This is a genomic window from Mesorhizobium sp. FG116 (genome assembly GCF_057809835.1).
Genome location: NZ_JBMDKS010000020.1, coordinates 12,498 through 36,611 on the forward strand (window position 1 = coordinate 12,498; position 24,114 = coordinate 36,611).

At 61.7% G+C, this 24,114-nt stretch carries 34 protein-coding genes; 3 read left to right on the forward strand and 31 right to left on the reverse strand.

Annotated elements, in window-relative coordinates; translation table 11 throughout:
• Entirely contained in the window at positions 1 to 213 is a 213-nt protein-coding gene (locus tag ACODTY_RS15875; protein ID WP_488995181.1) for a hypothetical protein, read from the forward strand.
• 170 nt (positions 214 to 383) lie between these two features.
• On the opposite strand, the gene ACODTY_RS15880 is transcribed toward ACODTY_RS15875, so the two are convergent.
• From ACODTY_RS15880 to ACODTY_RS15925, 10 genes are all read right to left on the reverse strand, one after another.
• Entirely contained in the window at positions 384 to 785 is a 402-nt protein-coding gene (locus ACODTY_RS15880) for a DUF1515 family protein (RefSeq protein WP_488995182.1), read from the reverse strand.
• Positions 786 to 885: 100 nt separating this feature from the next.
• Positions 886 to 1,104, reverse strand: coding sequence for a hypothetical protein (locus tag ACODTY_RS15885; protein ID WP_488995183.1), 219 nt, complete (start codon positions 1,102 to 1,104; stop codon positions 886 to 888).
• A gap of 58 nt (positions 1,105 to 1,162) precedes the next feature.
• Entirely contained in the window at positions 1,163 to 1,582 is a 420-nt protein-coding gene (locus ACODTY_RS15890; RefSeq protein ID WP_488995184.1) for a hypothetical protein, read from the reverse strand.
• A 158-nt stretch (positions 1,583 to 1,740) separates the two neighbouring features.
• The gene (locus ACODTY_RS15895; RefSeq protein ID WP_488995185.1) at positions 1,741 to 2,001 is read right to left on the reverse strand and encodes a hypothetical protein; all 261 of its coding nucleotides are present in this window, start codon (positions 1,999 to 2,001) and stop codon (positions 1,741 to 1,743) included.
• 57 nt (positions 2,002 to 2,058) lie between these two features.
• Positions 2,059 to 2,655: a lysozyme gene (locus ACODTY_RS15900; RefSeq protein WP_488995186.1), complete on the reverse strand. Its 597-nt coding sequence runs from the start codon at positions 2,653 to 2,655 to the stop codon at positions 2,059 to 2,061.
• Complete coding sequence (locus tag ACODTY_RS15905) at positions 2,645 to 2,866, reverse strand: DUF7940 domain-containing protein (RefSeq protein WP_488995187.1); 222 nt, start codon at positions 2,864 to 2,866, stop codon at positions 2,645 to 2,647. The genes ACODTY_RS15900 and ACODTY_RS15905 overlap by 11 nt, the downstream gene beginning before the upstream one ends.
• 30 nt (positions 2,867 to 2,896) lie before the next feature.
• A complete protein-coding gene (locus tag ACODTY_RS15910; protein WP_488995188.1) occupies positions 2,897 to 4,453 on the reverse strand; it encodes a hypothetical protein in 1,557 nt (518 codons plus the stop codon).
• A 102-nt stretch (positions 4,454 to 4,555) separates the two neighbouring features.
• Positions 4,556 to 4,963, reverse strand: coding sequence for a hypothetical protein (locus tag ACODTY_RS15915; protein ID WP_488995189.1), 408 nt, complete (start codon positions 4,961 to 4,963; stop codon positions 4,556 to 4,558).
• Positions 4,964 to 4,976: 13 nt separating this feature from the next.
• Positions 4,977 to 5,300 (reverse strand): hypothetical protein, encoded by a 324-nt coding sequence (locus tag ACODTY_RS15920; RefSeq protein WP_488995190.1) that lies wholly within the window; start codon positions 5,298 to 5,300, stop codon positions 4,977 to 4,979.
• Positions 5,297 to 5,644 (reverse strand): hypothetical protein, encoded by a 348-nt coding sequence (locus ACODTY_RS15925; protein ID WP_488995191.1) that lies wholly within the window; start codon positions 5,642 to 5,644, stop codon positions 5,297 to 5,299. The genes ACODTY_RS15920 and ACODTY_RS15925 overlap by 4 nt, the downstream gene beginning before the upstream one ends.
• A gap of 285 nt (positions 5,645 to 5,929) precedes the next feature.
• Here ACODTY_RS15925 and ACODTY_RS15930 point away from each other — a divergent pair, with 285 nt between their 5' ends.
• Positions 5,930 to 6,568, forward strand: coding sequence for a hypothetical protein (locus tag ACODTY_RS15930; protein ID WP_488995192.1), 639 nt, complete (start codon positions 5,930 to 5,932; stop codon positions 6,566 to 6,568).
• 69 nt (positions 6,569 to 6,637) lie between these two features.
• Positions 6,638 to 7,780, forward strand: a complete 1,143-nt coding sequence (locus tag ACODTY_RS15935; protein ID WP_488995193.1) for an acyltransferase family protein — start codon at positions 6,638 to 6,640, stop codon at positions 7,778 to 7,780.
• Between the two features lie 293 nt (positions 7,781 to 8,073).
• On the opposite strand, the gene ACODTY_RS15940 is transcribed toward ACODTY_RS15935, so the two are convergent.
• The 21 genes from ACODTY_RS15940 to ACODTY_RS16040 all read right to left on the reverse strand — a co-directional run bounded on the left by ACODTY_RS15940 (position 8,074) and on the right by ACODTY_RS16040 (position 24,109).
• Complete coding sequence (locus ACODTY_RS15940) at positions 8,074 to 9,264, reverse strand: hypothetical protein (protein WP_488995194.1); 1,191 nt, start codon at positions 9,262 to 9,264, stop codon at positions 8,074 to 8,076.
• Positions 9,265 to 9,267: 3 nt separating this feature from the next.
• Positions 9,268 to 10,197: a hypothetical protein gene (locus tag ACODTY_RS15945; RefSeq protein ID WP_488995195.1), complete on the reverse strand. Its 930-nt coding sequence runs from the start codon at positions 10,195 to 10,197 to the stop codon at positions 9,268 to 9,270.
• 16 nt (positions 10,198 to 10,213) lie between these two features.
• Complete coding sequence (locus ACODTY_RS15950) at positions 10,214 to 11,044, reverse strand: putative phage tail protein (protein WP_488995196.1); 831 nt, start codon at positions 11,042 to 11,044, stop codon at positions 10,214 to 10,216.
• 4 nt (positions 11,045 to 11,048) lie between these two features.
• Positions 11,049 to 12,140: a baseplate J/gp47 family protein gene (locus tag ACODTY_RS15955; protein ID WP_488995197.1), complete on the reverse strand. Its 1,092-nt coding sequence runs from the start codon at positions 12,138 to 12,140 to the stop codon at positions 11,049 to 11,051.
• A gap of 16 nt (positions 12,141 to 12,156) precedes the next feature.
• The gene (locus ACODTY_RS15960) at positions 12,157 to 12,663 is read right to left on the reverse strand and encodes a phage GP46 family protein (RefSeq protein ID WP_488995198.1); all 507 of its coding nucleotides are present in this window, start codon (positions 12,661 to 12,663) and stop codon (positions 12,157 to 12,159) included.
• On the reverse strand, positions 12,663 to 13,142 hold the full coding sequence (locus ACODTY_RS15965; protein ID WP_488995199.1) for a phage baseplate assembly protein domain-containing protein: 480 nt from the start codon (positions 13,140 to 13,142) through the stop codon (positions 12,663 to 12,665). Before ACODTY_RS15965 ends, ACODTY_RS15960 begins: the two co-directional genes overlap by 1 nt.
• The gene (locus ACODTY_RS15970; protein ID WP_488995200.1) at positions 13,135 to 14,193 is read right to left on the reverse strand and encodes a phage baseplate assembly protein; all 1,059 of its coding nucleotides are present in this window, start codon (positions 14,191 to 14,193) and stop codon (positions 13,135 to 13,137) included. The genes ACODTY_RS15965 and ACODTY_RS15970 overlap by 8 nt, the downstream gene beginning before the upstream one ends.
• Positions 14,193 to 14,762 (reverse strand): hypothetical protein, encoded by a 570-nt coding sequence (locus tag ACODTY_RS15975; protein ID WP_488995201.1) that lies wholly within the window; start codon positions 14,760 to 14,762, stop codon positions 14,193 to 14,195. Before ACODTY_RS15975 ends, ACODTY_RS15970 begins: the two co-directional genes overlap by 1 nt.
• Before the next feature lie 3 nt (positions 14,763 to 14,765).
• Complete coding sequence (locus tag ACODTY_RS15980; protein WP_488995202.1) at positions 14,766 to 15,227, reverse strand: DNA circularization N-terminal domain-containing protein; 462 nt, start codon at positions 15,225 to 15,227, stop codon at positions 14,766 to 14,768.
• A 15-nt stretch (positions 15,228 to 15,242) separates the two neighbouring features.
• The gene (locus ACODTY_RS15985) at positions 15,243 to 17,099 is read right to left on the reverse strand and encodes a phage tail tape measure protein (RefSeq protein WP_488995203.1); all 1,857 of its coding nucleotides are present in this window, start codon (positions 17,097 to 17,099) and stop codon (positions 15,243 to 15,245) included.
• 78 nt (positions 17,100 to 17,177) lie between these two features.
• Positions 17,178 to 17,534, reverse strand: coding sequence for a phage tail assembly protein (locus ACODTY_RS15990; protein WP_488995204.1), 357 nt, complete (start codon positions 17,532 to 17,534; stop codon positions 17,178 to 17,180).
• Positions 17,534 to 17,905 carry a phage tail tube protein gene (locus tag ACODTY_RS15995; protein ID WP_488995205.1) on the reverse strand — a complete coding sequence of 124 codons (372 nt, stop codon included), beginning with the start codon at positions 17,903 to 17,905 and terminating at the stop codon, positions 17,534 to 17,536. The genes ACODTY_RS15990 and ACODTY_RS15995 overlap by 1 nt, the downstream gene beginning before the upstream one ends.
• A gap of 67 nt (positions 17,906 to 17,972) precedes the next feature.
• On the reverse strand, positions 17,973 to 19,475 hold the full coding sequence (locus ACODTY_RS16000; RefSeq protein ID WP_488995206.1) for a phage tail sheath subtilisin-like domain-containing protein: 1,503 nt from the start codon (positions 19,473 to 19,475) through the stop codon (positions 17,973 to 17,975).
• Positions 19,476 to 19,477: 2 nt separating this feature from the next.
• Positions 19,478 to 19,705 (reverse strand): hypothetical protein, encoded by a 228-nt coding sequence (locus ACODTY_RS16005; RefSeq protein ID WP_488995207.1) that lies wholly within the window; start codon positions 19,703 to 19,705, stop codon positions 19,478 to 19,480.
• The gene (locus ACODTY_RS16010; RefSeq protein ID WP_488995208.1) at positions 19,698 to 20,423 is read right to left on the reverse strand and encodes a hypothetical protein; all 726 of its coding nucleotides are present in this window, start codon (positions 20,421 to 20,423) and stop codon (positions 19,698 to 19,700) included. The genes ACODTY_RS16005 and ACODTY_RS16010 overlap by 8 nt, the downstream gene beginning before the upstream one ends.
• Before the next feature lie 6 nt (positions 20,424 to 20,429).
• Positions 20,430 to 20,816: a hypothetical protein gene (locus ACODTY_RS16015; RefSeq protein WP_488995209.1), complete on the reverse strand. Its 387-nt coding sequence runs from the start codon at positions 20,814 to 20,816 to the stop codon at positions 20,430 to 20,432.
• Between the two features lie 2 nt (positions 20,817 to 20,818).
• Complete coding sequence (locus ACODTY_RS16020) at positions 20,819 to 21,163, reverse strand: hypothetical protein (RefSeq protein WP_488995210.1); 345 nt, start codon at positions 21,161 to 21,163, stop codon at positions 20,819 to 20,821.
• A gap of 75 nt (positions 21,164 to 21,238) precedes the next feature.
• Complete coding sequence (locus tag ACODTY_RS16025) at positions 21,239 to 22,246, reverse strand: major capsid protein (protein ID WP_488995211.1); 1,008 nt, start codon at positions 22,244 to 22,246, stop codon at positions 21,239 to 21,241.
• Between the two features lie 10 nt (positions 22,247 to 22,256).
• On the reverse strand, positions 22,257 to 22,640 hold the full coding sequence (locus ACODTY_RS16030; RefSeq protein WP_488995212.1) for a head decoration protein: 384 nt from the start codon (positions 22,638 to 22,640) through the stop codon (positions 22,257 to 22,259).
• Between the two features lie 3 nt (positions 22,641 to 22,643).
• Positions 22,644 to 23,192, reverse strand: coding sequence for a hypothetical protein (locus ACODTY_RS16035; protein ID WP_488995213.1), 549 nt, complete (start codon positions 23,190 to 23,192; stop codon positions 22,644 to 22,646).
• Positions 23,193 to 23,194: 2 nt separating this feature from the next.
• The gene (locus tag ACODTY_RS16040) at positions 23,195 to 24,109 is read right to left on the reverse strand and encodes a S49 family peptidase (protein WP_488995214.1); all 915 of its coding nucleotides are present in this window, start codon (positions 24,107 to 24,109) and stop codon (positions 23,195 to 23,197) included.
• Positions 24,110 to 24,114 lie beyond the last annotated feature (5 nt).

Consider the following 24,114-nt stretch of genomic DNA (forward strand, 5'->3'; position numbering starts at 1 on the left):
ATGGCCGCAGGCGAAGGAAAGCAGATAAAGCCACTGATGCCGACAGGGTTTAGTACTGGCGTTTTCCCTGACGAAAACCCGCCAGTGGCTTCACTCACCATCGACACGACAGACGGGTCTTACACCTTCGCCATCAACGACGAATCATGCGCCATCCTGAAAGAGGTGATTGCCCACCTCGATACGGTCGTAAATCCGAAGCGAGCGACATGATGCCCGAGCGCGAGCACGAACCGGAGATCGGCCTGATCGGCAAGCTGGCACTGGCAACGATCGTCGCTGTCGGCCTTCTGGCAGCATTCGGCTGGCTGGTAACTTGAAACGCAAAAAGCCCGCCCGGCCGGAGCCGAGCGGGCGATATTGTCGGTAGTGTGGAATAGAGTTTAGGGCGGCGGCCGGCCGGTCAGGTAGGTATAGGCTCCTGCAAGAACGCTCGCCAGCCAGACGATGCCGAGGCCCAGGCTGATCAGCCACCTTCCAAGCGTGCCGGCTCCTGTCGCCTGTTGTCTCATGGCAACCACGCCATCGGACACGCCCTCGACCTTATCTAGGGTTTCCTTCATCACGGTAACGTCGGTTTCAAGATGACCGGTGCGGGTGACGATGTCATCGAGGCGCTTGTGCACGTTGGCCCGGCTTGTTGCGCTAGCCTCTTCCGACGCCGACATGTCTGCCTTCAGGTCGTCTACCTTCTGGTTGAGAGCCTTCATTTCCCCGCTTAAGGACTTCACCGACCCGTTGAGTTCGTACACGAGCTTGTAGATATCATTGACGCTAGCCGCCATTTCCCCGCCGCCTATGCACTGCTATTTCAGAGTGACCGGACAAGCACGGCCGCGAAGATCAGGCCGAGCATCGCCAGCAAAGCCCAAAGGATGATGTCGTTCATTTCGGCTCCCGTGCCGCGCGTGTCTGGTCGTACCAGCCGGCGCATTTCCTGATCTGGCTGTTGGCGCCGCCAAGCGCCTGGTCATACTTGATGTTGGAAACCGACTGCTTGTCGGTCAAAAGCGTCCCGCTGCGCCACTCGGTGCGGCACTCCTGCGGATATTCCGGCATGCGCCTCGCCTCCTCGATCGCCTTGTCGGCGGCCTGCAAAGCCACCTGCGCAGCGTGGGCGCGTGCGCGATCGGCGTGGGCTTCGTTGAGGGACTTCTGAAACCTATTTGTTGCGCAGCCGGTCAAAGAGAAACTGATCGACAACGCAATCATTGTCGCTCTCGCGCTCGCGCACGGCCTGAAGGTCATCGGCCAACCCTTTCTTTTCGTCTTCGGTGATTGCCAACTGCGTGGCCAGTTCGGTTCGGGCGGCACGTTCCTTGTCAGCTACCAGGCGCGCTTCATCGGCCTTGCCATCCTCCCAGGCGCGCACACGGCGTTCCTCGAGGAGTTGCGCTTGCAAAGCCTCTATCTGGGCGCCGGCGACGAGCTTGGTGGCAGCATCACTGACGGCAGTGCGCACGGCCGAAGCCCTGTCGACGTAGAGCCACACGCCGGCGGCGAGGAACAGCCACAGGGGAAGCGTGATGCCGAAGGTCAGAATTGGGCGAATGACCTTCCAGATGGCGAGCACGATGGTCATATCGCCAGCCAAATCCAGAAGGCCGCGACGCCGATGAGGATGACGGCAGCGGTTCCCGCAGCCGCTCCAAGCATGCTGGAAGTAAATACGCGAGGATCGATCATTGCCTTGCACCTCATGGAAAAGCGCCCGGCTGAGACAGCCGGGCGCAGGATTGATCAAGAAGCCTTGACGGCCTTCTCGAAGGTCAGTTCGTAAACCTCACCAAGGGCAAATTGCTCGATCGCTGCCGGGTTGGTGATGGTGATCGAAAGGTCACCCGAGGGTGTCCATTTCGACCAATCGCCATTCCCTTCCGGAAGGCCTTTCAGATAGCCGCCAAACGCCGCGCCCATCTTCACCTCGACATTCACCGACTTCTCATCAGCGGTGGTGTGGTGGTTGATCTGCTTGACGTAGAACATTGCTCGGACCGTCATCGGTCTTCTCCTTCAGTTGTTACCGGCAGACCCGGCCGGCACGGGATTGGGAGGGCTTCAGTCCAGCCCCGACACGCAAAGCTCGCCTTCGCCGATGCGAGTGGCGTCACCCATCTCGCGGCGCTTGGCGAGGCCGACGATCATCTGCCCGCCCGCACGATTGAAGGCGGTGGCAGCCTGGCAACTGGCGACATACTGGCCGGCGATGCCGAGCCGTGCCGCAGTCGAGCGACAGCCAGCCCCGGTCCCGATGTTGTAGGAGAGGGAAATCATCATCGCCTGCCAAGCGAGCGGGCGTTTTGCAAACCCCGGTACGCACTTGAGCAGGCCGGGATAGAAATCCTTGGTGAGGCGCTTGTTGAGCCGCTTGTCGCAGCCGGCGGGCGTCTCGATCATTCCAGGCGTGACGTTCTCGGTATCGCCGTCACAGACGGTCCAGACTGGCGGCTTGGCGATGCGGTCGAGATACGCCCGCAACTTGCGGCCTTCCCACGGCTGCACCAGTGCCTTCGATGCCAGTTCGACGGCGGCAGGGATAGGCGGCTCGCCGGGGCGAGTGACATACTGCACGCCGCCTATCGACGTTGAGGCCGCGACGACAGCCGCAATCGCCGCCTTGGCCCGCTTGGAGGGGGTGAGGCGCTTATTCAACATCGCGGCCTCCCAACGCTTGGTCGACAAGCCGGGCTATGGCTACGGCAAAGCCGAGAGCGCCGTTGAGGACGGCAAGCCAGATCGGCGGCATTACCAGCGCCCCGGTGATTATGGAGACGGTGATTGCCACGGCGTTCAAAAGGGCGATGATGATGGCCAGGCGTACCGTCCACGCATAGCGCAGCACGGCCCGCCAGTTGCGGACGAGCATGGTTCGTTCCTTTCCGATTGTCAGTAGATGTCAGTGCCAGCCAGTACCGTCGTGCCGACACACAGCGGCAGCCACCCATGCACCGCCGGCATGAACCTTCAGCGGCAGCGAAACCCACTCGCCGTTGATCCAAATCTTCGCCCCGCCATCGACCGGGACAGAAGATCCGCTGACCAAGTCGTCAGCTTCGTCCACCGCGGCGTTTCCGGTAATCGCCAGTTCGGCAACCGCGCCCACGCTGTCATCGTCTTTCGCGACCGTCCCATGTCCGGCAATGGCAACCACGCCGGCGGCGGTAACGACATCGTCGTCTTCGGTGACTGCAGCAGCTCCTGTCAGGCCACCGGCCGCGGAACCTGCAACAACGTCATCATCCTCGGCAACATCCGCACCGCCCGTGATCGCAAGCGATGCGCCAGAGGTGACGTCATCGTCGGCCTCCTGGACGCTGCCAGTGCCCGCAATGGCGACAACACCGGTGCTGGCAACCGCGTCATTGTCTTCTGCGGCATTCGCAGACCCGGCGACCCCGCCGCCGGACGTAGCCGCGACGACATCGTCATCCTCGGTGATGTCCGCCGCGCCGATGATCGCAACCGTCGAGGTCGAACCTACGCTGTCATCGTCTTCCTGAACGACGCCGGCACCCGAAATTTCTAGCGTGGCCGCGGCTGAGGCGGCATCGTCTGTTTCAACGATGGCAGATGTGCCGGTAAGGTCGAGTGTTCCCGACCCTGAAGCAACGTCACCTTCCTCGCTAATGGTCGCGGCACCTGAAACGTCGCCCGAGCCTGTTCCGGTAGCCGCGTCGTCATTCTCTGTGACGGTTGCCGACCCGGACAGGTCGAGCGCACCGCCGCCGGCAACGGTGTCATCCGCTTCAGTGACCGAAGCCGCACCCTGAACATCAAGCGTTCCGGTGCCAGTGGCGGTATCAGATGCTTCAGTTATCGACGCCGCGCCGGCAATGTCGAGTGCGCCGGTTCCCGAAGCTGTGTCGGCATCTTCGGTGATCGACGCGGAACCCGATATCCCGCTCCCGCCGCTCGCCACCTTGAAGGCGATGATGAGGCCGGATGCGCTGTGCACATCAATGCTGGATGTCGCGCCTGTCGAATAGGCTGTCGATCCGTTTGCCGTGACCGTCCGGTAAGCTTGGGATGTAGTGCAATTGCTGCCACTGCCGCCCGAGCCGATATCCTGCAGGGCGGTAAACGAATTGGTCCATCCGGTGACGGTGTTGCCGGCTTGGCTGGAACTGTTTCGGTTGAAATTGACCGCAGCCACCATCAAATAATCGCCGGCTGGCGGTGTCAGGCCCGGCGTGGTGTAAGTCTTATCGGAACCGTTGGCAGATTGGCCCGCAGACCGGTCGTATGGGGATGCGTCTAGCCCTGAATACTCCGCGATTGTCCACGATGAATTGGTGGCGGACCCTATCGTGTACTGAAAGCTCGTCTCGCCGGTTGATTTCCGCCACCACAGGTAGCCGCCGTGATTGACCAGTTGCTCCATACCGGCGGATTGGGTCCATCCGGCACCGGGATTGTCGTTGTAATCATCGGCGGCAATGGTCAGGACAACCACGTTCCCCGCCGTCGTGGCGACCGGAAACGATGCTGTGACCGTGGCTAGGGTCGATGTGCCCTTCGCTGATTGGACAGGCGCTACAGGCACAAATCACCCCGATCAGGCGTTGCCGGCAGCGCGGCTGTAACCCGTGATCGTGAAGTTCTGGCCCGCCGCGAACGACACATTGTCGACGGTGAGGTCACCACCGCCACCGTTGGCAGTGACGCTGCCTTGCTCATGGCAGGTAACGCCATCAGATGCATAGATGCGGTAGTGGGCCGCCGTGCCAGTCGCGTCCGCTGCTGGGTCCTGCCACGTACCGGATTTGGCCTTGGTGCCGCCAGAGGCGTTGGCCATCCAGTCGGAAGGCAGCGTGAGCGTCGCAAGCACCGTGCCGGCATCGGCGGCGGCGCAGTTTGCCGGCTGCGCACCCGTTCTGATCTTGAGGATGGGCGACGTGCCCACGGTGGTTTCGAAGGCATCGAGTCGCGCATTGCGCACGGCCACTGAGTTCTGCACAGTCATCGTCTCTCTCCTTTTAAGTGGTTTGCAGCCAGATGGCGGCTGTATCCGCCGGTTCATCAGGTCCGATATGGATCGGTCGGTATTCGCGCCAGGTCGACGCGGTCAGCGGCACGGCTAGGATGCCGGTGTCGGTGGCGTGGATGATGGTCCGGTCCGGTAGCGCATCCTCGCCGGCAAGTGCCGCAAGCTCCGCCTGCGTCATCTCTACGACCTTCCCCGGCTCACCCTTCGCGCCAGGCTGGCCGGGTGGCAGCCCGATCTCCACCTTCACGGCGTTGTCGGCACTGCGCACCTTGAGGACGCCCTGCGCGGGTCGGCGAACGGCAATGCTGGTCATTGCCCCACCGCCTTCGTGTAGGGCAAGGCGACCTGGATGGTCAGTTCGATGTTCTGGTAGGCTTCCGGCTCGACATCGGTGCGGACGATGTCGAGACCTACAATGCCGGCGGCGCATGTCGCGGTTTTCTCACCCGGAATCGACAGCATCAGCTTGTCATCCTGCGGCAACAGCTCGTTGTCGGCCGTGGTCAGTGAAAACAGCGCCGAAGCGTCGGAAGGCTTCTTGCGGCACTCAGCCCGATATGTCGCCCCTGCCGGGAACATCCCGGCTACCCCCTGCAGCGTGATCGCCCAGCCATAGCCGGGCCGTATCGGAGCCGTTTCGGCCTCGTTGCATGTCATCAGTTGCCATCCGTGCTTGCGTTGCGTCGTGATCCCGGCCACGTCGACGGCGTTGCCGGCGTACCGGCGGCGCTGTTGGGGGCCACCCTGCCCGCCCACCATTCGGTATCGTGGCCTGCGTTCATTCCTTTTGGCGGTCCCAGACGTTGTGTGGGATTGGGCTCAAGAGGGTTCTTTGAGCTTGTTCAGCTCGTCTAGCCTGCCTAGAAGGGACAACCACCGCGCAGTCCGGCCTGACGCGCGGCGCAGATGGTGTCCCACCCACGAAAGAAGGAAGGACCAGGCATGATTGAGAGGCTGCGCAAACTTTTCGCATCCAAAGAAAGAGGCCGCGTCTATATCACGGGGACGGGCCGGGCGGGGACGACCTTTCTGATGCAGTTCATGACAGAACTAGGGCTGGATACAGGCTTTCCCAATTCCCCACCCAAGTCCACTGAGATCGCCTACTTCCCCAAAGCAAGAGCCGGCCTAGAATGGGATATTTTTGACCGCAATGGCCCAACTATCGTCAAGAGCCCGTACCTGTGCGACCACATAGATGATTTGCTCGCGTCGGGTTTTATATTCCAACATGTGATCGTTCCTGTCCGCGATATTGCAAGCGCGGCAGCCAGCCGAAGACTGGTCCAACTCGAGACCACAGGCCAAACAGATGGAGAGCCCGTTGCAGGGGGTCTTTGGGACACAACGGTTGGCGACAATCAGGAAAATGTTCTTGCGAAGAAGTTTGCCGCGCTTGTTGAGGCCCTAGTGCGCAACGATATTCCTGCGACCTTCGTCAATTTTCCCCGCATTACGACTGATGAACATTACCTATTTGACAAACTCGGGCCCCTATTTCCCGACGTTGGCGCGGCGAGATTCCACGAAGCATTTCAGGCAGTTGCGCGCCCTGATCTTGTTCATACGTTTTCGACCTAAGACGACGACCCAACCAGTTAAGATTTCAGCCAAACGGCTGTACATATGATGTCGCGGGGGGAATAGTCGATGAAGCTAGAACGCGTTGAAGGTTTGGACGCACTCCGTGGCATTGCGGCATGTGCCATTGTCGTCCTTCACTCCGCATACATCCATGACATCGGCATTCCCCACGGTGTCTTTGTCAAATTTTTCGCCATGGGTGTGCCGCTGTTCTTCATTATCAGTGCATTTTCGATGTCGTTTCGCTACAGATCAGGCTTTTCGGCTCGCGGCAGTCTGACCGAATTCGCTATCCGTCGCTTCGCACGCATTGCCCCATTGTTTTACACAATGATCGTGGCGTGGCTCGTCTACTTGTCGTGGTGGGATTTACCGAGGCCAGGCATCGAAAAAATTCTACTAAGCGCGACATTTCTCTTCAGTCTGACACCAGGATCGCAAAACAGCGTTGTTCCCGCCGGCTGGTCAATCGGGATAGAAATGCTCTTTTATGCAGCGTTTCCTTTTCTCGTTAGAATGCGGTCAATATTAGGATGCGCTGCCATCACTTTGCTTTCTATTTTCGTCTACCGGTGGTTTTCGACACTCGTTACTGAACCCCGCCCATACTTCTATTTGACGCACCCAATAACAAATGCACCGTATTTTCTTTTTGGGATGCTGGCCTTTCGCATCTACGAGACAATTCCAGATCACAGTCGTGCTTTGGTCGCCAAGACCTGCCTCGCACTAAGCGTGTTTGGCGTGGCCATCGCGGTCGCCATACACCCCAAAATCGGCGCGGAAACGGCGATGTTTACGCCACCAGAGGCCATTTCCATCGCGATATGGGGAGCTTCCTTTATGGCGCTGGTCCTATCCCAAGCCCTGAAGCCTGTAGTTGTTCTGGTCAACCGCACGACACTCTACCTCGGTTTGGTGAGCTACAGTGTCTACCTCATTCATCCGCTGTTGATTTTTGCATCACCGCTTACGCCTTTTCTGCAAGCATGGGATGTTGCATGGCAAACAAAAGTGCTCGTGGCCGGCTCGATGGCGCTGGCCCCATCCATCATCGTGGGCAGTGTGCTCTATAGGTTTGTCGAAGTCCCCGGCCAGGCGATTGGGAAGCATCTTGTATCGCGCCGCCGGGCAATCATCGAGGCTCACGATGCCGCTAGTATTTCAGCGGCGCGAGCTTCTCCGAACAGCGTTACCGCAACGGATTGAAGAAGCGCCCATAGCTCATGGTCGCTTCTGTATGAGGAAGCGGCTCTGAAAATGTTCTGCACCCGGACCGGTTGCCCCATCATCGCCGCCTCTACCTGTTCGGCTTCTGTGTTCGTAAGCCGCGACCAAAGATCAACCGGATAGAGAACTATCACCCTTGGCGGCACAGGCGGATTGCTGAAAGCAACTACTTCAGGATCGTCGTCCGCCAGCTCCTCCTCCGCAAATCCCGGCTGGGCCATCGCATAGAGGCCGACAATCTCGTTTCCTGTGCTGCGTTCTGCAAAGACCATCTACCTGCCCCTCTCGAAAATAAAGCCCAATGTGTTCAACGTGTTGACGCTGAAGGATCCGCTAGAAACGACGACCTGATAGTAAAGTTGACCGCTGGTGTTGGTTTCAAAGACCGGGGGCGGATTTGCCACTCCAGGGAGGCCAGCCCCGCTGCCGGAAGCCAAGGATGCAATCTGCATTTCTACGCCGCCGGAGGCAGCGCCACCGATGGAGATTGTCGCGGTCGAACTTACATTGACAGACGCGATGTCCTCAACAATCGGCTTCACATTGATGCCGGTCGGAACACTTAGCGTCAGCAGCGCCGCGGCAAACGCCGCAGTGCTGTTCCGGTCTGCAATCTTCGTGTTCCACATGAACAAGTTGCCAGACTGCCTGAAGCCACGAATGGCAGCAGAGGCCCGTACAATGGGGCCGAGATAGCGCTTTTGCGTGTAGTTCGCAGGCATCGTTGGCGCCGTTGCCGAGGCGGAAAAAAGCACATCGACAACGCCGGTATCCGGGCGACGGATAAGCCAGACATGATAGGTCGTGTTGGCAATCGCACCTGTGTCGAGGCCGCCTTGGTTGTTGCCAACCGCCCATGCCGCATCGAGGCGTTTCGTACGGGCCGCCGCTAGCACCATGAGAGCGGGAACCGCATTGTCGCTGGCTGCCCATCCAGGTGCTACGTCGATGTCATTCGTCGCATCGGCGACGTTGTTCGACAGTATGAGGCCGAAAATGGAACCGGCGAGAAGCGTGCCTTGCAGCGCATCGCCGATCGTCTTGTTGTTGAGCGTCTGCGCAAAATCCTTGAACACGAACTCGTCATTCGCGGTCAGCAGCGGAAGCGTGACGTTCCGGTTGGCGGCCAACTCGGACGGCACTAAAATATACTGATGGGTCGCAGAAGCGTCGTTGATCTTGGGTGCGGTCAGCGTTTTGCTGGCCAAGGTCATTGAAGCGGATGCAATTCCCGCCTTCAGATTGGCCCAACTTATCCGTTTCGGTAGCCAAGATGCGTTGCTATCGCCGTACCCGAACTCATCGTCGTCATCAAGCGCAAGGCCTTCGGCAGAAAGATGGAAACCCGCTAATATCTGGGGGATCGTCAGCTTCCCGGCCGCACCCTCGCCCATTGCGGGAACGACATAGTTCAATCCAGGAGCAGCTATCTCGGGCAGTTCATCAATGCGGATATCTGCCACGGATCAAGCCCTCGCTGCCCATGCTGTGGAATGCCCGTGGTCGCCGTGGGCCCAAACCGCCACGGCATACCTGCTAAGAGGCCGAACGCCGAGCGTCAGCTCGGTCACCGGCGACGCAGTCCTAAGGCTTCCTAATGCGGTGATGTATGTTTCCGGCCGACGCGACCAGTTGATGAATTGCGTCTCGAAGCGCGTCACTGTGTTAGGGTCGATCCCGACCTCCCACAACAGGGACGGATTGACGGGATCGTATCCCGCCGCACCAAGTGGCGCAGACGCACCATAGCCGTTGGCGGTCATGACGTTCTTGTTCATCAGGCCAGTGATCGTGGCCACGTTGCCTGCGTTGGTGACGACCCTCGAAACCAGCATATCGTCATAAGTGCTGTCGAAATCTATCGCCGACTCTGCCTTGGCAAGCGGATTGTAGGCCGGATTTGCAACATCCTTCAGGCCAAAGCCGTCGACCGGGTTCCAGCGCAGGTGATAGGTCTTGTTCGCCAAGGTGGCGAATGTCCGGCTGGGCTCGTCGTAGCTGCTCGTGTTGACCGGAAAAATGCCCCGATGCTGAAAGGAAACCGCCGGCGGCACGAGCACCGTCCCCGCGCCAGGGCTGCTGACATTGATCCTGCCATCCGCGGTCGAAATCTCGGGGAAGATCGGAAGCCTGGCCCTCGCCTGCGAAACAAGCAGAAACTGCGAAGTGTCGCCACCACCGGTGGCCGCGGCGATCAGAGCTTCGATTGCCTTCCGCACCTGTTCTAGATCGTCGATGGCCGGTGTTAGTCCAGCAAAATCGATCAGGTGGTTCAGTTCGCGCTGGGGGTGTTCGATAGCCGCCGCGGGCACGATTGAGCCCTTGGTGCCTGAACTGCGGTCACCGTCAATATATGGCGCACCCTCCGCCATGCCCGGCGGTTGATTGTATTTCATCGGTATCTCCTAGTGATCAGGCGGCCGGAGTGAACGGGGCAAGCAACGCCGCGTTGTTTTCGGTAACGATGCGGATGCCCGCCTCGGTCGTAAGAACGAACCCGATCGGCAACGGCGCGAGGCTGAAAATCGGATAGGTCCAGGCCGGCGCGATGCGTCGCACCGCGCACTCGATCGTGCCTATGTCGAAATCGAGCAGTCTCGTGATGCCGGCCTCACCAATGCCGGTCTCGAACTCCGTCGTCGGAAGGTCATGAAGGTGAACCAGCCATTGCAGATCAAGCATGGCCGACGCCACTTCGCCCTCGCCGCAACCGCTTTCGCCGGCCAGAAACGAGATCGGCTCTTCGAGCGCCACGACATAGCCGAGCGAAGCCGCCAGCTTGACGACATCGGCCGGAGTGATTGTCGCAAGCGACCGCACCCGGGCCCGCAACACCTTGCGGCGGAGCTCTTCGGATTGGTCGACGCTGACGCAAGGATCCGGAAGGCCGTACTCCTCCTCCCAGTCAGATAGGCTGTCGACGATTGTCGAGGCACGAGATTCCTCGCTGATCCTCCACGCCCTTCCATAGAGTTCGGCGAACGGCGCCAGCAGAACGCGCGTCAGCCCGGCGATCACCGTTGAAGTCGAAGGCGCTTCACCGTCAGGTGTTCCCCATGCCGCCCCGCGCGGCCATAGGGCAAGTCCCGAAGGCAACAACGTCTCGACTTCCGGGTCGGACAGCACATCGCGTGTGTCGACCAGGATGCCGTCATCGGGCTCGCTGCAGTCGACGATCCTCACCGGTCCGCCATCGGCCGCGTAGTAGTCCACCCACGCGGAATTCACGAAGTGTCGCGACATGACGTCAAGACCACTCGATCGTACCGAGGACAGGCAGGTCGCCGGGTGCGAACACCAGGTTCGCCGCCGGCTCCATGACCGTATGACTGGCCTCTCCCGGGGTTGTCGAGATCACCTCTGAAATCCACGCGATCGGCAGGATGAACGGATCGTCAGGCAGGCTTGGCCGAATGCGCGAAAGTCGAGTAGTCGCGTCGAAGAATGACGCCAGCGCCGCAGTCACCGCCGCGCGCGTCGTTGCCGTATCCGGCGAAAGCGCAATCTTCAGGTCGACAGGCATCGCGCGCGGCGCCACCGCATGGAAATCCACACGTACAAGCCGGCGTTCGTCGATATATGCCTGCACTGCATTGATGTCGGCCTGCGTCGGAATGCCGTTTTCACGTCCCTTGAACAGCACCCAAGTGCCGACCACGCCGTTGCCGTTGGCGAACTTCCTTGCCCATGCACCAACCACGCCAGGCACGTCGAGCGCGAAGCGCTCGTAGTCCGACAGCGCCCCGCCCTGCGGCGGCGTCCTTTTGCGGCGCAAAGCGCGCTGGCGCAGATCCTCGACCGTCTCGATGTCCGCCCCGCCGCCCAGCCCGCCGGCATCGACAAAGGCTGTCGTGGCGATATCCGGGTAGAGCGAGGGGTCGACAAGGGTCAACACCGCTCCATTGTCGCGATTGGTGATCTCGCCCGGCTTTTCGGCGCGAACCTTGGCCGAATAGTTGCCGAGCGCATCCACCACGAATGGCTCCGTGGTAATATAGGTCTGCGCCCCGGAAACGAAGCGTACGCCGGACGGATAGATGATGTTCGGCTCGGCCATGCCGGAAATGACGCCCTTGGCGGCCGCGGCAGGTTTGCGCAGCACCCCGTACTCGGCTGCCTGAAGCACAACGATCGCCTCGCTCGTTGCCGAAGTCAGGAACAACTGGTCGTAGAGCCATTGCAGCCGCAACTCGTATTCGAAAGCCAGCAAGGACTGGACCTTGCCGATAACGGTAAGCACGTTCTGCTTAAGGCTCGCATCCGTGCCGGGCAGGTATTGGCGCACGGCGCCGCGCACGCTTTGCGAGATCGTCGCCAGCGTGCGAACCGGATAACCCATGGTGTTTTCCCTAAGCTTAAACGTGTTCCCACAAAACGGCGTAGCGCTGCTCGTAAGTCCGCACCCCGTCACGGCCATAACCGGCGACCGTGATTTCCAGCCTTGACTGGGCACGGATCGCTAAGGCTTCAACGTCGACGCGCACGAACACGCCTTGATCGATCAGCGTCTGCAAGGCTTCTCGCGCATAGTCGCGCGCCAGCACTTCGATCTCGGCCGTCAGTGCCCGCCGCCTGAGAAGCCACAGCTTCGAACCGAGCGGCGTTTCCCCATCTACAAGGTCGAATGCATCCCCTGCCCAGCCCCGGTTTGCATCGCCGTCGCGCAATTCGATGGGCTCGACGCGCTGATCGGTCATCAGGCAGATCAGAACGGCGGTCGTAATCGCATGACCGTTGCGCAAGCCGCCCGGATTGACCGGATCGGCAAGGTCGGTCAGCGCAAGGTCGCCGATCCGGCCGTTCCACACCAATTCCGGGTCGAGCAGCGGTTCCGCCGGCCCTGTTATCGGAACGATGCGCATCACTTCACCCAGACCTTGGCCGCGAAATTGTCGGCCTCAATGTGGCCTGCGCTGTCGACGGTGCCTTGTGCTGAGGCCGGCCGGTCGGCATCCTCGCCGCCGAGCCTGACATTGCCATCGAGCACGATCTCCGGCGCAACGATCGTCACCTTGGTCGAGTGCACGATCCGCAGTTCGGCCATCACCACCGACACGATGTTGCCGGCATGATCGTAGATTGCAGTGCCGCCCTCGGCGATCTGCGGCCGCAAGACGGGATGTTCGCCGCCCAGAATGTAGGCTGCGTCCCTGCGGCCGCGTGTGCCCAGCACAACGCCGATACCGCCCTTGACTGGCCAACTGGCAAAGCCGTGCGGCTCTATCCTGTGGGCGCGCTCGAAACGGTCGCCGGCAAAGCCGCGACCGTCGACGAACTGCTGGCCATCCCGGTGCGCCACCGTGCCGTCGAATTCCATCCGGGTCAGGTTGGCGTCAAACATCGGCGTCCTCGCGATAGTCTGGTTCGGCAGTCTCCGGCGCCGCCCAGGCATCGCTGGATTTGCCGCGCGGATTTTCGCCGCCAAGCGAGCGCGGATCCTTAAGCGTCAATTCCGCCACGGTGCCGCCTCGTCCATCCTGTCGCAGGTTGACCGCGGCGATGATCATGTCCTGCTCTATCCCCAGCCAAGCATCGTCGACAGGAACAAGAAAATTCCGCGTCCACAACCGGCCCGCACCGTCGCGCCAGCCGGGCGTCGTCACCGTCGCAGAAATGCCGTCGCCCGACGCCCGCCGCGCCTCCCAGTCGGCCCGGCGCTTCAAACGGGAGGATGTGCTCTCACCTTCCTGCAAAACGATCAGCGGCCGCTTCCGCTTTGCCGAGCCCCGCGTCTCGACTTCGGGGCGCAGAGCCGACGCATTAACCCCTTCGCTCGCCTGTCCGCGCACCTTGATCGGTGAAAAGGCCTTTGCTCCGCTCAATTGGCCGGACGCCTCGATGATGTTGACGCCAAGCGTCAGACCGCTACCGTGCCGCCCTTCCGGCTTGTCGGCCAGCTTCAGCTTGCCCTGCGGCGTGTCGTGGATCAGGACGCCTTGCGAGCGCGCTTCAGCCTCGAGCGTATCGAACAGGCTTTCGCCCGGCACAACCTTATGAACGCGCTTCTTCTCGGTCTTCGGCGAGCCTTCCACGCCGATGCCAAGGGTATCGAAGGTCTCTGCAACCCCGACAAGGTCGACATCGCTCGCCAGCATGGTCGCGTGATCGATGGAGCATTCGGTCGCATCGCAGGTGCGCGAGACGAAGCTGATCTGGTAGACCCTGTCGGTGGCATTGTGCTGCCCATTGACATCGCGGACGTAGCCGGTTCCCCAAAGCTCGCCGGAAACGGTGATGGTCGAGGTATCGTCAGGCATGCATGGCAGGCCGGAACCGGTCCACGCCACTTCGAAACTGGCGCTCCGGACCGCCTCTTCGGCCGATGCCGACAGCGAACACGATCTATGCTGAAGAACCTTGCCGCCTGCAATGAACTTGACGTCTTCGAGCATCAGGTTGCAACCGCCTCGAGTGTCGCGGGCATGATCAGCGGGGTGGCGCTTCTGTTGCGCTGCACAAGCTCGGCTGCACGTTCCGGTGCCGCGTAAAGATCGTACGCCAGCACGGTCGAAGGCAGCGATACGTTGGTTTCGACGCGCACTAGCGGAGCGCGGCTGGCTGCGATATCCGACAGGGCGCGCACGGCGGCCCCAGAGAGCATCACCAGGAAGTCAACCGCATCCGCACCAGCCTGCCCAAGGAGAGGATAGATAGCGGCAACCTCATCCGACAGCCGCGCACGCGCCGCAATCGCATCCTGCCGGGACGGATAGTCGGCTCGCACCGCTGCAAAGCAACTGGCGACAGCGAGACAGTAGCGTGCCGCCACGCCATCAGGATCGAGCTTGCTGACGGCGTCGACAAGCGATGAGGGCTCCGCCGCCTCCCCGACGAGGCGTGCTAGATCAAGCGCCGCGGCATTCGTCCCGGCAGCGGCGAAGCCTGACACGCGGGCAAGGTCCTCACCATCGCTGACAAGGCGATCGGCAAGGTCGAGAAGCAGGGTGAACGTCTCGTCCATGACTTACAATCCCGCCAACGCCGCTGCGGCGATCGCCGCCCCGGCTACGAAAATGGAACGTAGACCTGCAAGCGCGTTTCCCGCCGAGGCTGCCGCTACGCCCGCCTGTACGAAATCGAGGTCGTAGGCGAGGTAACCCGCCTGGTCGCGTTCGCGATGCCGTCGGCAACTGACGCAATGCATCATGCGAGCAGCATCGATCGGCAGGATCAAAAGCGACGGCCCCGGTGCCGCGCACGCAGCTTCCAGTGCGTGACCCGCTCTGTCAGCCGCGTCGCCCGCAACGTAGGCCCGTAGATAGAAACCCCGGGCCAGCACGCCCATGTCTTCGGTGACCGGCGCTGCGCCACCCGAAATGTCGTGCACCGCAATGCGGCGGCCGACAGTGCCGTCTTCGGCCTCGACGTGGAATGAGACGCCACGAAACGATGCCCGCCGCAGCGTGCCAAGCCAGTTCCTCGCCATGACTTTCCTCTCGGATCAAACGGGGCCAGGCAAGCGGCCCGCATTGGGCATCGTGCGTCCGGGGTTGCCGGTGGCCAACTGCCCCGACGAGCGGCCACCAAGGCTGCCGATCGGCCGCATCAGATCGGCCGCAGCCGCTCGGATGGCAGCGGCGGCCTGCTCTCCGGCTCGCACGATGGCGTCGGCCGCGCTCGATATGGCGCTGCCTGCCTGGTCGCCCGCGTTACCGAGACTGGTGCCCGCAAGCTTGATCGACTGGGCAGCCTGATCGCCCCCATCCTTCAGGGCATCGCCGGCTTCACCCATCATGGCTTCGCGGATGCCACCGGGCTGTGCGGCATCAAGCGCCGCGATCCGGCTCTGTTCGTCGGCTGCTGCCTGCTGACGCATGCCTTCGGGTGACGGCGCGACAAACCTGTCGTAACGCAGCTCCGGCAACACCATGTTTGGGTTCGGTCGCGGCGTTGGTATTGGAACCAGCGCCGGGAGATTCCTTACATCAAGGTGAGATGCGGCGGCATCCTGCCGCCTCGATGGCAGTTCGGGCGAGACAGCCATTAGGCCGGCCTCTGCTTTCTTACCCTCTTCGGAACGCCACCCGCCCTCGAAAGCAACCAGCCCCCGCGCTTCTGAATCGAACCAGTTGCGCGCGCGCCAGATGCTTTGCTGGCTGGGGTTCAGCCCGCGCTTGGTCAAGCCTTGTGTGATCGCCTCGTCAAAATCGAGGAAGTTGCTCACTCCGTCCAGCGCCTGCGAGATCGGGTTTGAAACGGTGGTTCCGAGCGATGTCTTGAACCGATCCCACGACGAAGCCATACGGTCGAGCTTGGACTGATTGTCTGCAAGGATCTGGGCGAGGTCCTGCAGCGTTGCCCCATCGACATTGGCAAGGGCTTGCTGGAAACCTTCCATGTCCTCTCGACCCTGCAGCAATGCACGCATGCCAACCTGGAACTGGGCATCGGTGAACAATTGAGGGATCTTCGACAAATCGCCCTTTGTCGCTTTCTGAGCAAGATCGAGGAACGCATCGACTAGGTCGCGGCCCTCTTTGCGGGCTTGGCCCAGTTCCTTCCGGAGATCGATGCCGAACTTGGCGAATTTCTTGACTGTCTCGTCGCTCTCCATTTTCTGGAAGATGTTCTGTGCCGCGGTCGCCGCCTCGCTTGCCGAGCCGGTGCGCTGGCGGATCGTCTGGAGCATCGCCGCAAGCTTCGCGAGGCCCTTTTCGCCTCGATACCCAAGGGCGGCAAAGGCCGGCGCCATCGAGGGCAGATACTGCGCCATGTCCTTGAGTTCGAACTTGCCCTGCTTGCCGGCCGTCACCAGGATATCGAAGGCGCGTTGCATCCTGTCGCCGGCGATATCGAAGGAATTGCCGACCGCATCCGCCGTCGTGGCAATATCGGCGATATCGGCCCCAGCCGCTTGGGCTGTTGCGGCGACGGCAGGCAGGAAGCTCATCGCGTCCTCAGCCGAGCGTCCGGCCGCGACAAGCGTCTCCAGACCCGATGTCACCTCATCCTGGCTGATCGCGTAGTCGCGACTGGTCCGGTTGATCGTCTTCAACATGCCGTCAACTGCGTCACGACCCTTGCCCGCGTTGACCGCGATCCGGTTCAGCCGCCGCTCGACCGCCGCATAGGCGGTAACGCTGTTCTTGAGCCCATAGGCAATGGCCGTCGGCGCCAACAGGCGCATCGAGGCGGCAATTGCCCGGCTGCTTGTCGACGCCATGAGCGTCTGCGACCGGGTGAAGGCCTTTGCCTGCCGGTCGACCTTACCCAGTTCCTTCTGCAGCGTCTGCAAGGCTCGCATGGAACCCAGCTTCGAGCTGATCTTGAGGATTGCCTCGATCTCGCGGTTAGCCACGCTTCACCCTTGTTCGCTCGGCCCAGTTCACAAACCGGTCGAACCATCGGCCGATTTCATCGAAATCGAGGTCGCCGATCACGTCGATCCGCTGTCCGGCCCGGAAGACGAGTTCGTCAGCTTGGCGCGCCGTTTGTGCGCTTCCGTAAAAAAACCCGTCACGGCATCCTTCACGGCAATCGAGTCGACGAGGTCGAGATCGTCGAGGCATTCCCGCCCGGGCTTGCCGGCGACGGGCAGCCGGTCGAGATAGGCCTCGATGCGATCAAGATGCTCGATCACGAAACGGCCCTGCCCGTCCGGACCAGAATGCACCTCGACCGGATCGCCGATGGCGATATGGTCGCGCAGCTTTGGCGCCCGCAAAGTGACGCTGTCGAAGGTCTGCCCGTGTGCTTCGTATTTCCGCGACAGCGGAACCACCTTTTCGGACATCAGCCGAGCTTCCGGTAGGAATCTGCACGGATACCGAGCTGGGAAAGCTCGCCATTGATGCGGTTGGCCGAGGGTTTGCCGGTCCAGAAGGCTGACGTGAACATATGCGTTACGCCCGTTTTTTCCTCGACGATGGTGATGTTGTGGCGGTCGGCGTTGAGAAGCTGGTCGTAGTTGATGCCGTCATCGGCAAAAACCACCTCCGCGCCCGGCGCATCCGGCGTGATGATGCGGTCGACGCTCCCGTCCTGATTGGTGACCGCGTCGTTGGATTGATGCGCGCCGAGAATATTGACGGTGCCGCGCAGCGAGAGCCGGTAGCCGGGCGAGCCGGTCACGGTGATCCTGCCGCCGAAATCGCGTCCGGCCATGATCCTGTCCTTTCCTGATCGATGATTGTTCTAGAAGTTGCGGCGACCGTCCGGCCGTCGCGTGCAATCACGCAGCTTGGCGGAATTGCGAATAGACCACGGCATTCGCCGCCACGATGTCGAGCGGGTTCACCATGTCGATCGGGGCATAGATGTCGACACGGTTCGGATTGTCGGCATTGCGCTCGACCCGCAACTGCTTGGCGGCTTCGTCCGCGTTCTCCAGCACACCGGTCAGCACCATGGACTGGTAGGAGTGCATGAAGGTGGCGGCGATATCCCGAGTCGTCGAAACGGACTGCACATTGCCGGGATTGTCGTTCGCGATCGCCTTCTGGCCGTGTTCGAACATCAGGTCGGTGCGGAACTTGCGCAGCGCATAGACCAGTTGCCCGATCTTCTGGACATCGCGGAACGTCGTGTCGGGCGCGCCCAGCGTCGTGCGCTGCATGGTGATCATCTTGTCGATCAGCACCCTTCCAGATTGGTCGACGGACCAGGTCGAGACGCCGGAACGCAGGAAAGCGTCGCGCGTGGCATAGCCATACCATTTCGACCGGTCGCGCGGCGGTGCGATGCCCTCGACCGACAATCCCGTCTGGTTGCGCGAGACATTGCCGGTGGAACCGTCCGCAAGCCACGGCACGATGCGCGCCACAATCGCCGCCGCCCATTGCCAGGAAGGCTGTGGCACCGATGCCGCCGACGGACGCGGGATCAGGCTGATATGGCGATTGTCCTGCGCCAGTCCTGCAGTGGTCAGATTGGCGATGGTGTCGGTCTGCGGGTAGAAGACGTGGCCGTAGACCTGCCGGTTCCATGCCCAGCGTCCGGCCACGTCGGACAACAGCGCCTTGTAGCGCCCGACATTGGTTACATCCGCAAACGGCGACACGATCCAGTCGAACGGATCGTCGCCGAGAGCTGCCAATCCTGCGGACAGGTCGGGGCTGCCGACGCCTGCCGTGGTGGTGGCGAATGTGACATTGCCGGTGAACGCATTCGCGCCTGTCAGGACAGGAACGGCGATATCGATGTCCGAGAGTGCGAGGCCCTTGTGCCGCGCGGTCAAGGTCACCACCGCGCCGGCAACGGCCGACGTGTATGGCAGGGACGCTTCGGTAAGCGGGTTCCAGTAGCCGTTGATCGCGGCATTGAGCGCTGCGGCAGCAATTGCCGCGGTATCGCCGGCGGCGATTGTTATCCCGATCGTCTCGCCGGCAACCTCAATGACGCCATAGCCGCCTGCAGCCGGCACAGAATTGACCGTGATGGTGCGCACTTCGGCGGTACCGGTCTCCGTTGCCGGCAGGCACCAGATTTCCTGCGCCGGCGCGTTGCGGCGCGCAAGCCGCATCATATCGTCCAGCATCGAGCCGGCTCCGAAAAGCTGCCTCGCCTCGAGCGTCGACGAACACATGACCGGGACGTCGAGCGCGGCGCTGCCGGCCGCGATCTTGTGGCCAACCAGCAGAAGACGCGCCGCGTTTTCGAACTGGCCGCCGGAATTGATCTCGAAGGTGAAGATCGGCGCGACGATGTTGCCGGGGATGGTGTTGAACACGGGCATCTCTATTTCCCTTTGCTCTTGCCGCGCGGCTCTGCGGCGGGTTGATTGGCGGTGGCTGGCACCGGTACATCTGCCACCTCGACAATGTTGCGGTCGGCGATCAGCGCCATGTAGAAAGGATCTTCCGGATCGATGCTTTCGCCGTCCGGCGACTGGGTGAACAGCCGGCCGCCGCGATCCGGCATCGGAACCATACAGGCCGGGTCGGCAAGGCGATAACGCTTAGGCATCAAGGTCTCCTGTGGAGGCGATCGGGTCGGTACCGGGCGCGGTATAAATGGCTGTCCCAGCCAGAGGCGTCGGGGCCTGTCCCTCGAAATGGGCGGCGAGCGCGGCAAGTTTCGTGCGCGCGTAGGAACCTTCCGGCAGAGCTGCCGCTAGCCCCTTCACCGGCTCCGGCAGCCCGCCATTGACGCGGTCGAAACGGTCCTGCGGAATGCCGCAAGTGAGCCTGATCGTGGTGCGTTGCCAGCGCAGGCCGAGGTTCGGCACGGCGAACGGCTCTTCCTCGATGCGACGAATGCCAAGATGGAACTTGCGGAACAGTTCGCCCGCGTCCGCTTCGGTCAAAAGGTAGATGACCTGCGAGACGAGCGCCGCAAGGACCAGGCGCGCCTCAGGATCGTCGCCCGCCATGGCGTCGGCATAGGCAACGTTCTCTTCGTCCTTCTCGGCCACGGCGAGTTCTGCGACGATTTCCAGCACCGCTTCACATTCGCCGTCGTCGAATGCGGCGGCGTCGCCGCGCTGCGCGATCCGGCTTGATGCGGTGTAGAATGACAGGACCGGCGTATAGGCCAGCGCCTCGTCGAGGTCGCCGACCGCGACGCTGCGGCTGTCATAAGCCCGCTTGCCGGCGAGCGTCGGAAAGCCGGTGCCAGCCAGCAACGCGGCATAGGGCGTCACCACCTCGATTGCGGCGAGGCGCAGGGCTTCGGCGGAAAACATGAACCCTTACCGGCTGCTGTTGAGGTAAAAGACGGAGCGCTGCGTGCCGTCCCTGTCGACATTCATGATGTCGTAGCTTTTGCCGCCGACCGTCATACGGTCGCCACGGCCGGGAACATGAGGCCAGTAGGCCACATGTGCGGTCACGACGGCCTCAAAACTGACGGGGAGCGCCTTGCCGGAAGGATCGCCGGCAAAGCGGCCGGAAGCTGTAAGCGCCGGCACGCCGGTCTCGAACGTGCCGCGCGCGCTGAATGCTGCCCGGCTGCCGTCCTCGACGCGCGGCTGGTTGACGCTGACGCCTTCCTTGCGCGGCAGGACAAGCAGTTCATCCTTGTCGAAGACCGAGGCGGCAACTGTCTCCAGTTTCGCCTCGGCCGCGCCCCAGTCCATTGTCAGCCCTGCGCTTTGGCGAGTTCATCCTTCGCCGCGTTGAGCGCCTGTTCGGCGGTTTGCCGGGCGGCGTCGTCGACGGCGTTGGTCAGGTCGAGTTCGGCCTGCGAAACAGCGCTTTCCAGCTTGGCGATATCCATCTTCGAACCGCCGCCGCGTTCAACCTTGGCCTTCTTCGGCTCTTCGGCCTCGTAGGCGAAACGGTCTTCGATCAGGTGCTTGCCATAGGCAAGCGGCACGCGCACCGCTTCATGCGGACCAACTTTCCGCTCGCTGGACTTGGTGATGTCTTTCGGCAGGGTGCCCCCGTTAGGGAAGGCAATCCACATCGTTTCTGACTTGCTCATGGCAATCAACCTCTCGACCGGAGAAATGGAAAGCGGCGGGCCGGATTGAAGCCCGCCGCAAACGAAGAACGCCGATCAGGTCAGCGTCAGCTTGCGCAGCACCTTGGGTTTGGTGCACAGGTTGATCGGGTTCATCTGAACCTCGATATCCCGCCCCTTTCCGAACCGCTTGGGCTCCTGCTTCATGTAGAAGGGCAGGCCGAGCGTGTTGACCGTCTCCTCGTAGTCAGCCGGCGCGAAGCGCGTAATGAAGAGGTCCGGCACCCCTTTCACGACGACGCGAGCCTCGGCGGCTGCGATGTAGGGAGCGCCGAGATCGGTAGTTGCCTTTGCGCCTGTCCGATAGCGCTCCCATGTCGCACCGCCAAATTCAAAGGTGTCGGGCACGTCCTGGCGCAGCACTGTGGCGCCGCCATGATAGAGGAAGGTTTCGGTCACTGACTTGTGTGTCCACAGCGCCCTGTGAAAGTCACGTCCTGTATAGACATGGACCCCATCGTAGGGCTCATCCAGATCGTCTTCGATCGAATAGAGGACATCCTGCCAGAGTGCCGCGACCTTGGTCGTGTCGACATCGAGCTCCAGCGACACCGCAGTGGGAACGGCGATGCCGAAGCGATTATAGAGATCGATCAGCGTTTTGCCGCTTTTCGAGGTGACGATGCCCTTGATCGCACCGACACGCAGATGCTCCAGCGTCATCGTCAGGTCTTGCGCATGGCGCATGCCCTTGCGCTCGACGCGTGACTGTAGCGCCTCGAGTGTGTCTTCCGTCCCGAAGGCGCGGACGTTCTGCACCTCGTCGGCCAGCACGGAATCGTCGCGCTGGAAATGGTCGATATCGAACGGAACGAGGTTGCGATCGTCATCGCCGGTCGTCTCGCCAGGCCCGCCGCGCTTGCTCGGCTCGACCAGCGAGAGTTTGCCGTTGCGCTGTTCGATCGAGATGCGCGTCGTGTTCACGCCCTCTTCCTCGAAAATGCCGGAAGCGGAAATCTGCCCCGGTCGGTACGGCTCGTTGTTGATCGCTGCCGTCAGAGATTCGATGGTGAAGCCTTCACCATCCCAGATGTCTACAGGCATTTTTCCCTCCTTAGCGGGCGATGATGCCCGCCGCAGCGAGCTGGGTGTATTTGGCCGCGAGCTTCGTCGCGTCGTTCACGGAAGCGTCGACGATGAGCATCAGCTTTTTCACTTCCGCATGGCGCGCGATGACGACGGCCTCGACATCGGCGCTGGTCGCATCGACGCCATAGGCGAGGACCGCCTTGGCAACCTCTGCGCCTTCCTTGCCAACAACTTCTGCGTTCGGCGACACGACATACTTCTTGGAAGCCGTCACCATGCCAATGAGCGTGCCAGGGTCGAGCTTTCCGGCCCCGGAAAGGATTGTCACGACATCGCGCGAGATATGGCCATTGCCTTCCGACAGCACGAAAGACAGGTTGCGCGGGCCTTCAGTCTTGATATCGAGCATCGATCAGCCCTCCTGAAGCTGCTTGCGACGAGCGGCGTAGATACCGCTGGTGTTGATGGTCGCCTTTTTGCCGCCACCGGTCTGGACTGCTCCGGGCTTGGCAATGCCAGCGAGCCTCTGGCGCTCGTAGTCGGCAGCCGGCTCCTGCTTGCCCGCGCTGGCGACATTTCCGGCCACGAAAGCGGCAACGTCCTCGCCGGACATGCCGGGCGACTTCTGTGCCAGTTCGAGCGCGGCCGACATGCGTCCGGCATCGCCCTTGACGCCTTCGGCGCCAAGCGCTGCGACGAGCCGATCCGTGGCCGCCTTCGCGCCCGCCGCTTCGCCTTCGGCACGAGCCGCTTCTGCCGCAGCCTTCACTCCGGCGTCATGCTCGGCCTGCGATATGCCGGCATTAGGTTTGTCGCCACCGGCTGGCTTGTCACTGTTGGACATTGCCATTTCCTCTTGGGTTGGAGATTGCGCCGCGGCGCGGTTTTCGTCCTGGTCGGGACGTTCGGAAGCCGCGCCCACAACAGCGTCGTGGACGGCAGCCAATAGGCTCTTGGCCATGGTCAGTGTCTCCGGTTGACTTCCTTCACGAAGGTCGCAAACGCCTCGTTTCCGTCGCCTATGGCGTCGACCAGGCCCAACCGTTCGGCATCCGACGCCCCGAAAGCGTTGGCCTCGGTCTTGAGGGCTCCAGCCTTCGTCAGCCTGCCTTTTCGGCCCGCCGCGACTTCTGCGGCAAAGCGGTCCCGCATGGCCTCGACATCGGCCTGCCACCGCTCCTGCAACTCGGCGGGCAACGGCAGGAATCTATTCCCGTCAACCTTGTGCTTGCCGGCATGGATCAGAGTGACCTTGATACCTTCCTGTTCAAGAGCGCCGCTGAAATCGGCATGCATCATCACCACGCCGATGGAGCCGGTTCCGCCGAACTCGGGCATCACCACTTGGCGAGCCTGACTGGCGAGGAGATAGCCAGCCGAGTAGGCGTAATCGGTCAGGATCGCGATCGTGGGCTTTTCCTTGGAAAGCTGACGGATCGCTGCCGCGGTCTCGAAGCCACCGTTGACCTGACCGCCGTAGCTGTCCACCTCGAAGGCGACGCCCTTCACGTCATCGCGACGAGCTGCCCGGGCAATTTGCACCTGCAAACCCTGATACGAAGTCTCTCCGGAATAGGAGCCGATCCAGCCGCCTTTTTGCACCAGCGTTCCTTCGATCGGGATGATCGCCACGCCGTCAACGACATAGAGCGGCGAAACGCCGGCCTTGTCGTATGCTTGGCCGAGACGGTCGCCAATGACGCCCGCTGATGGACGGCCAGTTGCAAACGCGACATGGTCGACCCCACCCTCGCCGTTGACGATCGTGACGGCATGTCCCGTCAACCGAGGCCCGAAAACCTGAACGAACGTCTCGGCCTTGCGCGGATGATAGAGCAATGGCTGCTCAAACAGGTGAGCGCAGATGCGGTCGTACATGATCA

Bases quoted from the DNA above. Each gene is read 5' to 3' on its own strand.
- ACODTY_RS15995 (WP_488995205.1), bottom strand. From the start codon at position 17,905: ATGGCCGGACGCGATTTCGGCGGCAGGATCACCGTGACCGGCTCGCCC.
- ACODTY_RS15900 (WP_488995186.1), bottom strand. From the start codon at position 2,655: ATGTTGAATAAGCGCCTCACCCCCTCCAAGCGGGCCAAGGCGGCGATT.
- ACODTY_RS15895 (WP_488995185.1), bottom strand. From the start codon at position 2,001: ATGACGGTCCGAGCAATGTTCTACGTCAAGCAGATCAACCACCACACC.
- ACODTY_RS16030 (WP_488995212.1), bottom strand. From the start codon at position 22,640: ATGCTCGATATCAAGACTGAAGGCCCGCGCAACCTGTCTTTCGTGCTG.
- ACODTY_RS15915 (WP_488995189.1), bottom strand. From the start codon at position 4,963: ATGACTGTGCAGAACTCAGTGGCCGTGCGCAATGCGCGACTCGATGCC.
- ACODTY_RS15935 (WP_488995193.1), top strand. From the start codon at position 6,638: ATGAAGCTAGAACGCGTTGAAGGTTTGGACGCACTCCGTGGCATTGCG.
- ACODTY_RS15920 (WP_488995190.1), bottom strand. From the start codon at position 5,300: ATGACCAGCATTGCCGTTCGCCGACCCGCGCAGGGCGTCCTCAAGGTG.
- ACODTY_RS15950 (WP_488995196.1), bottom strand. From the start codon at position 11,044: ATGTCGCGACACTTCGTGAATTCCGCGTGGGTGGACTACTACGCGGCC.
- ACODTY_RS15945 (WP_488995195.1), bottom strand. From the start codon at position 10,197: ATGAAATACAATCAACCGCCGGGCATGGCGGAGGGTGCGCCATATATT.
- ACODTY_RS16005 (WP_488995207.1), bottom strand. From the start codon at position 19,705: ATGCCTAAGCGTTATCGCCTTGCCGACCCGGCCTGTATGGTTCCGATG.
- ACODTY_RS15880 (WP_488995182.1), bottom strand. From the start codon at position 785: ATGGCGGCTAGCGTCAATGATATCTACAAGCTCGTGTACGAACTCAAC.
- ACODTY_RS16025 (WP_488995211.1), bottom strand. From the start codon at position 22,246: ATGCCTGTAGACATCTGGGATGGTGAAGGCTTCACCATCGAATCTCTG.
- ACODTY_RS15875 (WP_488995181.1), top strand. From the start codon at position 1: ATGGCCGCAGGCGAAGGAAAGCAGATAAAGCCACTGATGCCGACAGGG.
- ACODTY_RS16040 (WP_488995214.1), bottom strand. From the start codon at position 24,109: ATGTACGACCGCATCTGCGCTCACCTGTTTGAGCAGCCATTGCTCTAT.
- ACODTY_RS16010 (WP_488995208.1), bottom strand. From the start codon at position 20,423: ATGTTTTCCGCCGAAGCCCTGCGCCTCGCCGCAATCGAGGTGGTGACG.
- ACODTY_RS15975 (WP_488995201.1), bottom strand. From the start codon at position 14,762: ATGGACGAGACGTTCACCCTGCTTCTCGACCTTGCCGATCGCCTTGTC.
- ACODTY_RS16035 (WP_488995213.1), bottom strand. From the start codon at position 23,192: ATGGCCAAGAGCCTATTGGCTGCCGTCCACGACGCTGTTGTGGGCGCG.
- ACODTY_RS15925 (WP_488995191.1), bottom strand. From the start codon at position 5,644: ATGACATGCAACGAGGCCGAAACGGCTCCGATACGGCCCGGCTATGGC.
- ACODTY_RS15930 (WP_488995192.1), top strand. From the start codon at position 5,930: ATGATTGAGAGGCTGCGCAAACTTTTCGCATCCAAAGAAAGAGGCCGC.
- ACODTY_RS16015 (WP_488995209.1), bottom strand. From the start codon at position 20,816: ATGGACTGGGGCGCGGCCGAGGCGAAACTGGAGACAGTTGCCGCCTCG.
- ACODTY_RS16020 (WP_488995210.1), bottom strand. From the start codon at position 21,163: ATGAGCAAGTCAGAAACGATGTGGATTGCCTTCCCTAACGGGGGCACC.
- ACODTY_RS15955 (WP_488995197.1), bottom strand. From the start codon at position 12,140: ATGGGTTATCCGGTTCGCACGCTGGCGACGATCTCGCAAAGCGTGCGC.
- ACODTY_RS15980 (WP_488995202.1), bottom strand. From the start codon at position 15,227: ATGGCGAGGAACTGGCTTGGCACGCTGCGGCGGGCATCGTTTCGTGGC.
- ACODTY_RS15960 (WP_488995198.1), bottom strand. From the start codon at position 12,663: ATGCGCATCGTTCCGATAACAGGGCCGGCGGAACCGCTGCTCGACCCG.
- ACODTY_RS15965 (WP_488995199.1), bottom strand. From the start codon at position 13,142: ATGTTTGACGCCAACCTGACCCGGATGGAATTCGACGGCACGGTGGCG.
- ACODTY_RS15890 (WP_488995184.1), bottom strand. From the start codon at position 1,582: ATGACCATCGTGCTCGCCATCTGGAAGGTCATTCGCCCAATTCTGACC.
- ACODTY_RS15970 (WP_488995200.1), bottom strand. From the start codon at position 14,193: ATGCTCGAAGACGTCAAGTTCATTGCAGGCGGCAAGGTTCTTCAGCAT.
- ACODTY_RS16000 (WP_488995206.1), bottom strand. From the start codon at position 19,475: ATGCCCGTGTTCAACACCATCCCCGGCAACATCGTCGCGCCGATCTTC.
- ACODTY_RS15905 (WP_488995187.1), bottom strand. From the start codon at position 2,866: ATGCTCGTCCGCAACTGGCGGGCCGTGCTGCGCTATGCGTGGACGGTA.
- ACODTY_RS15990 (WP_488995204.1), bottom strand. From the start codon at position 17,534: ATGTCCGAAAAGGTGGTTCCGCTGTCGCGGAAATACGAAGCACACGGG.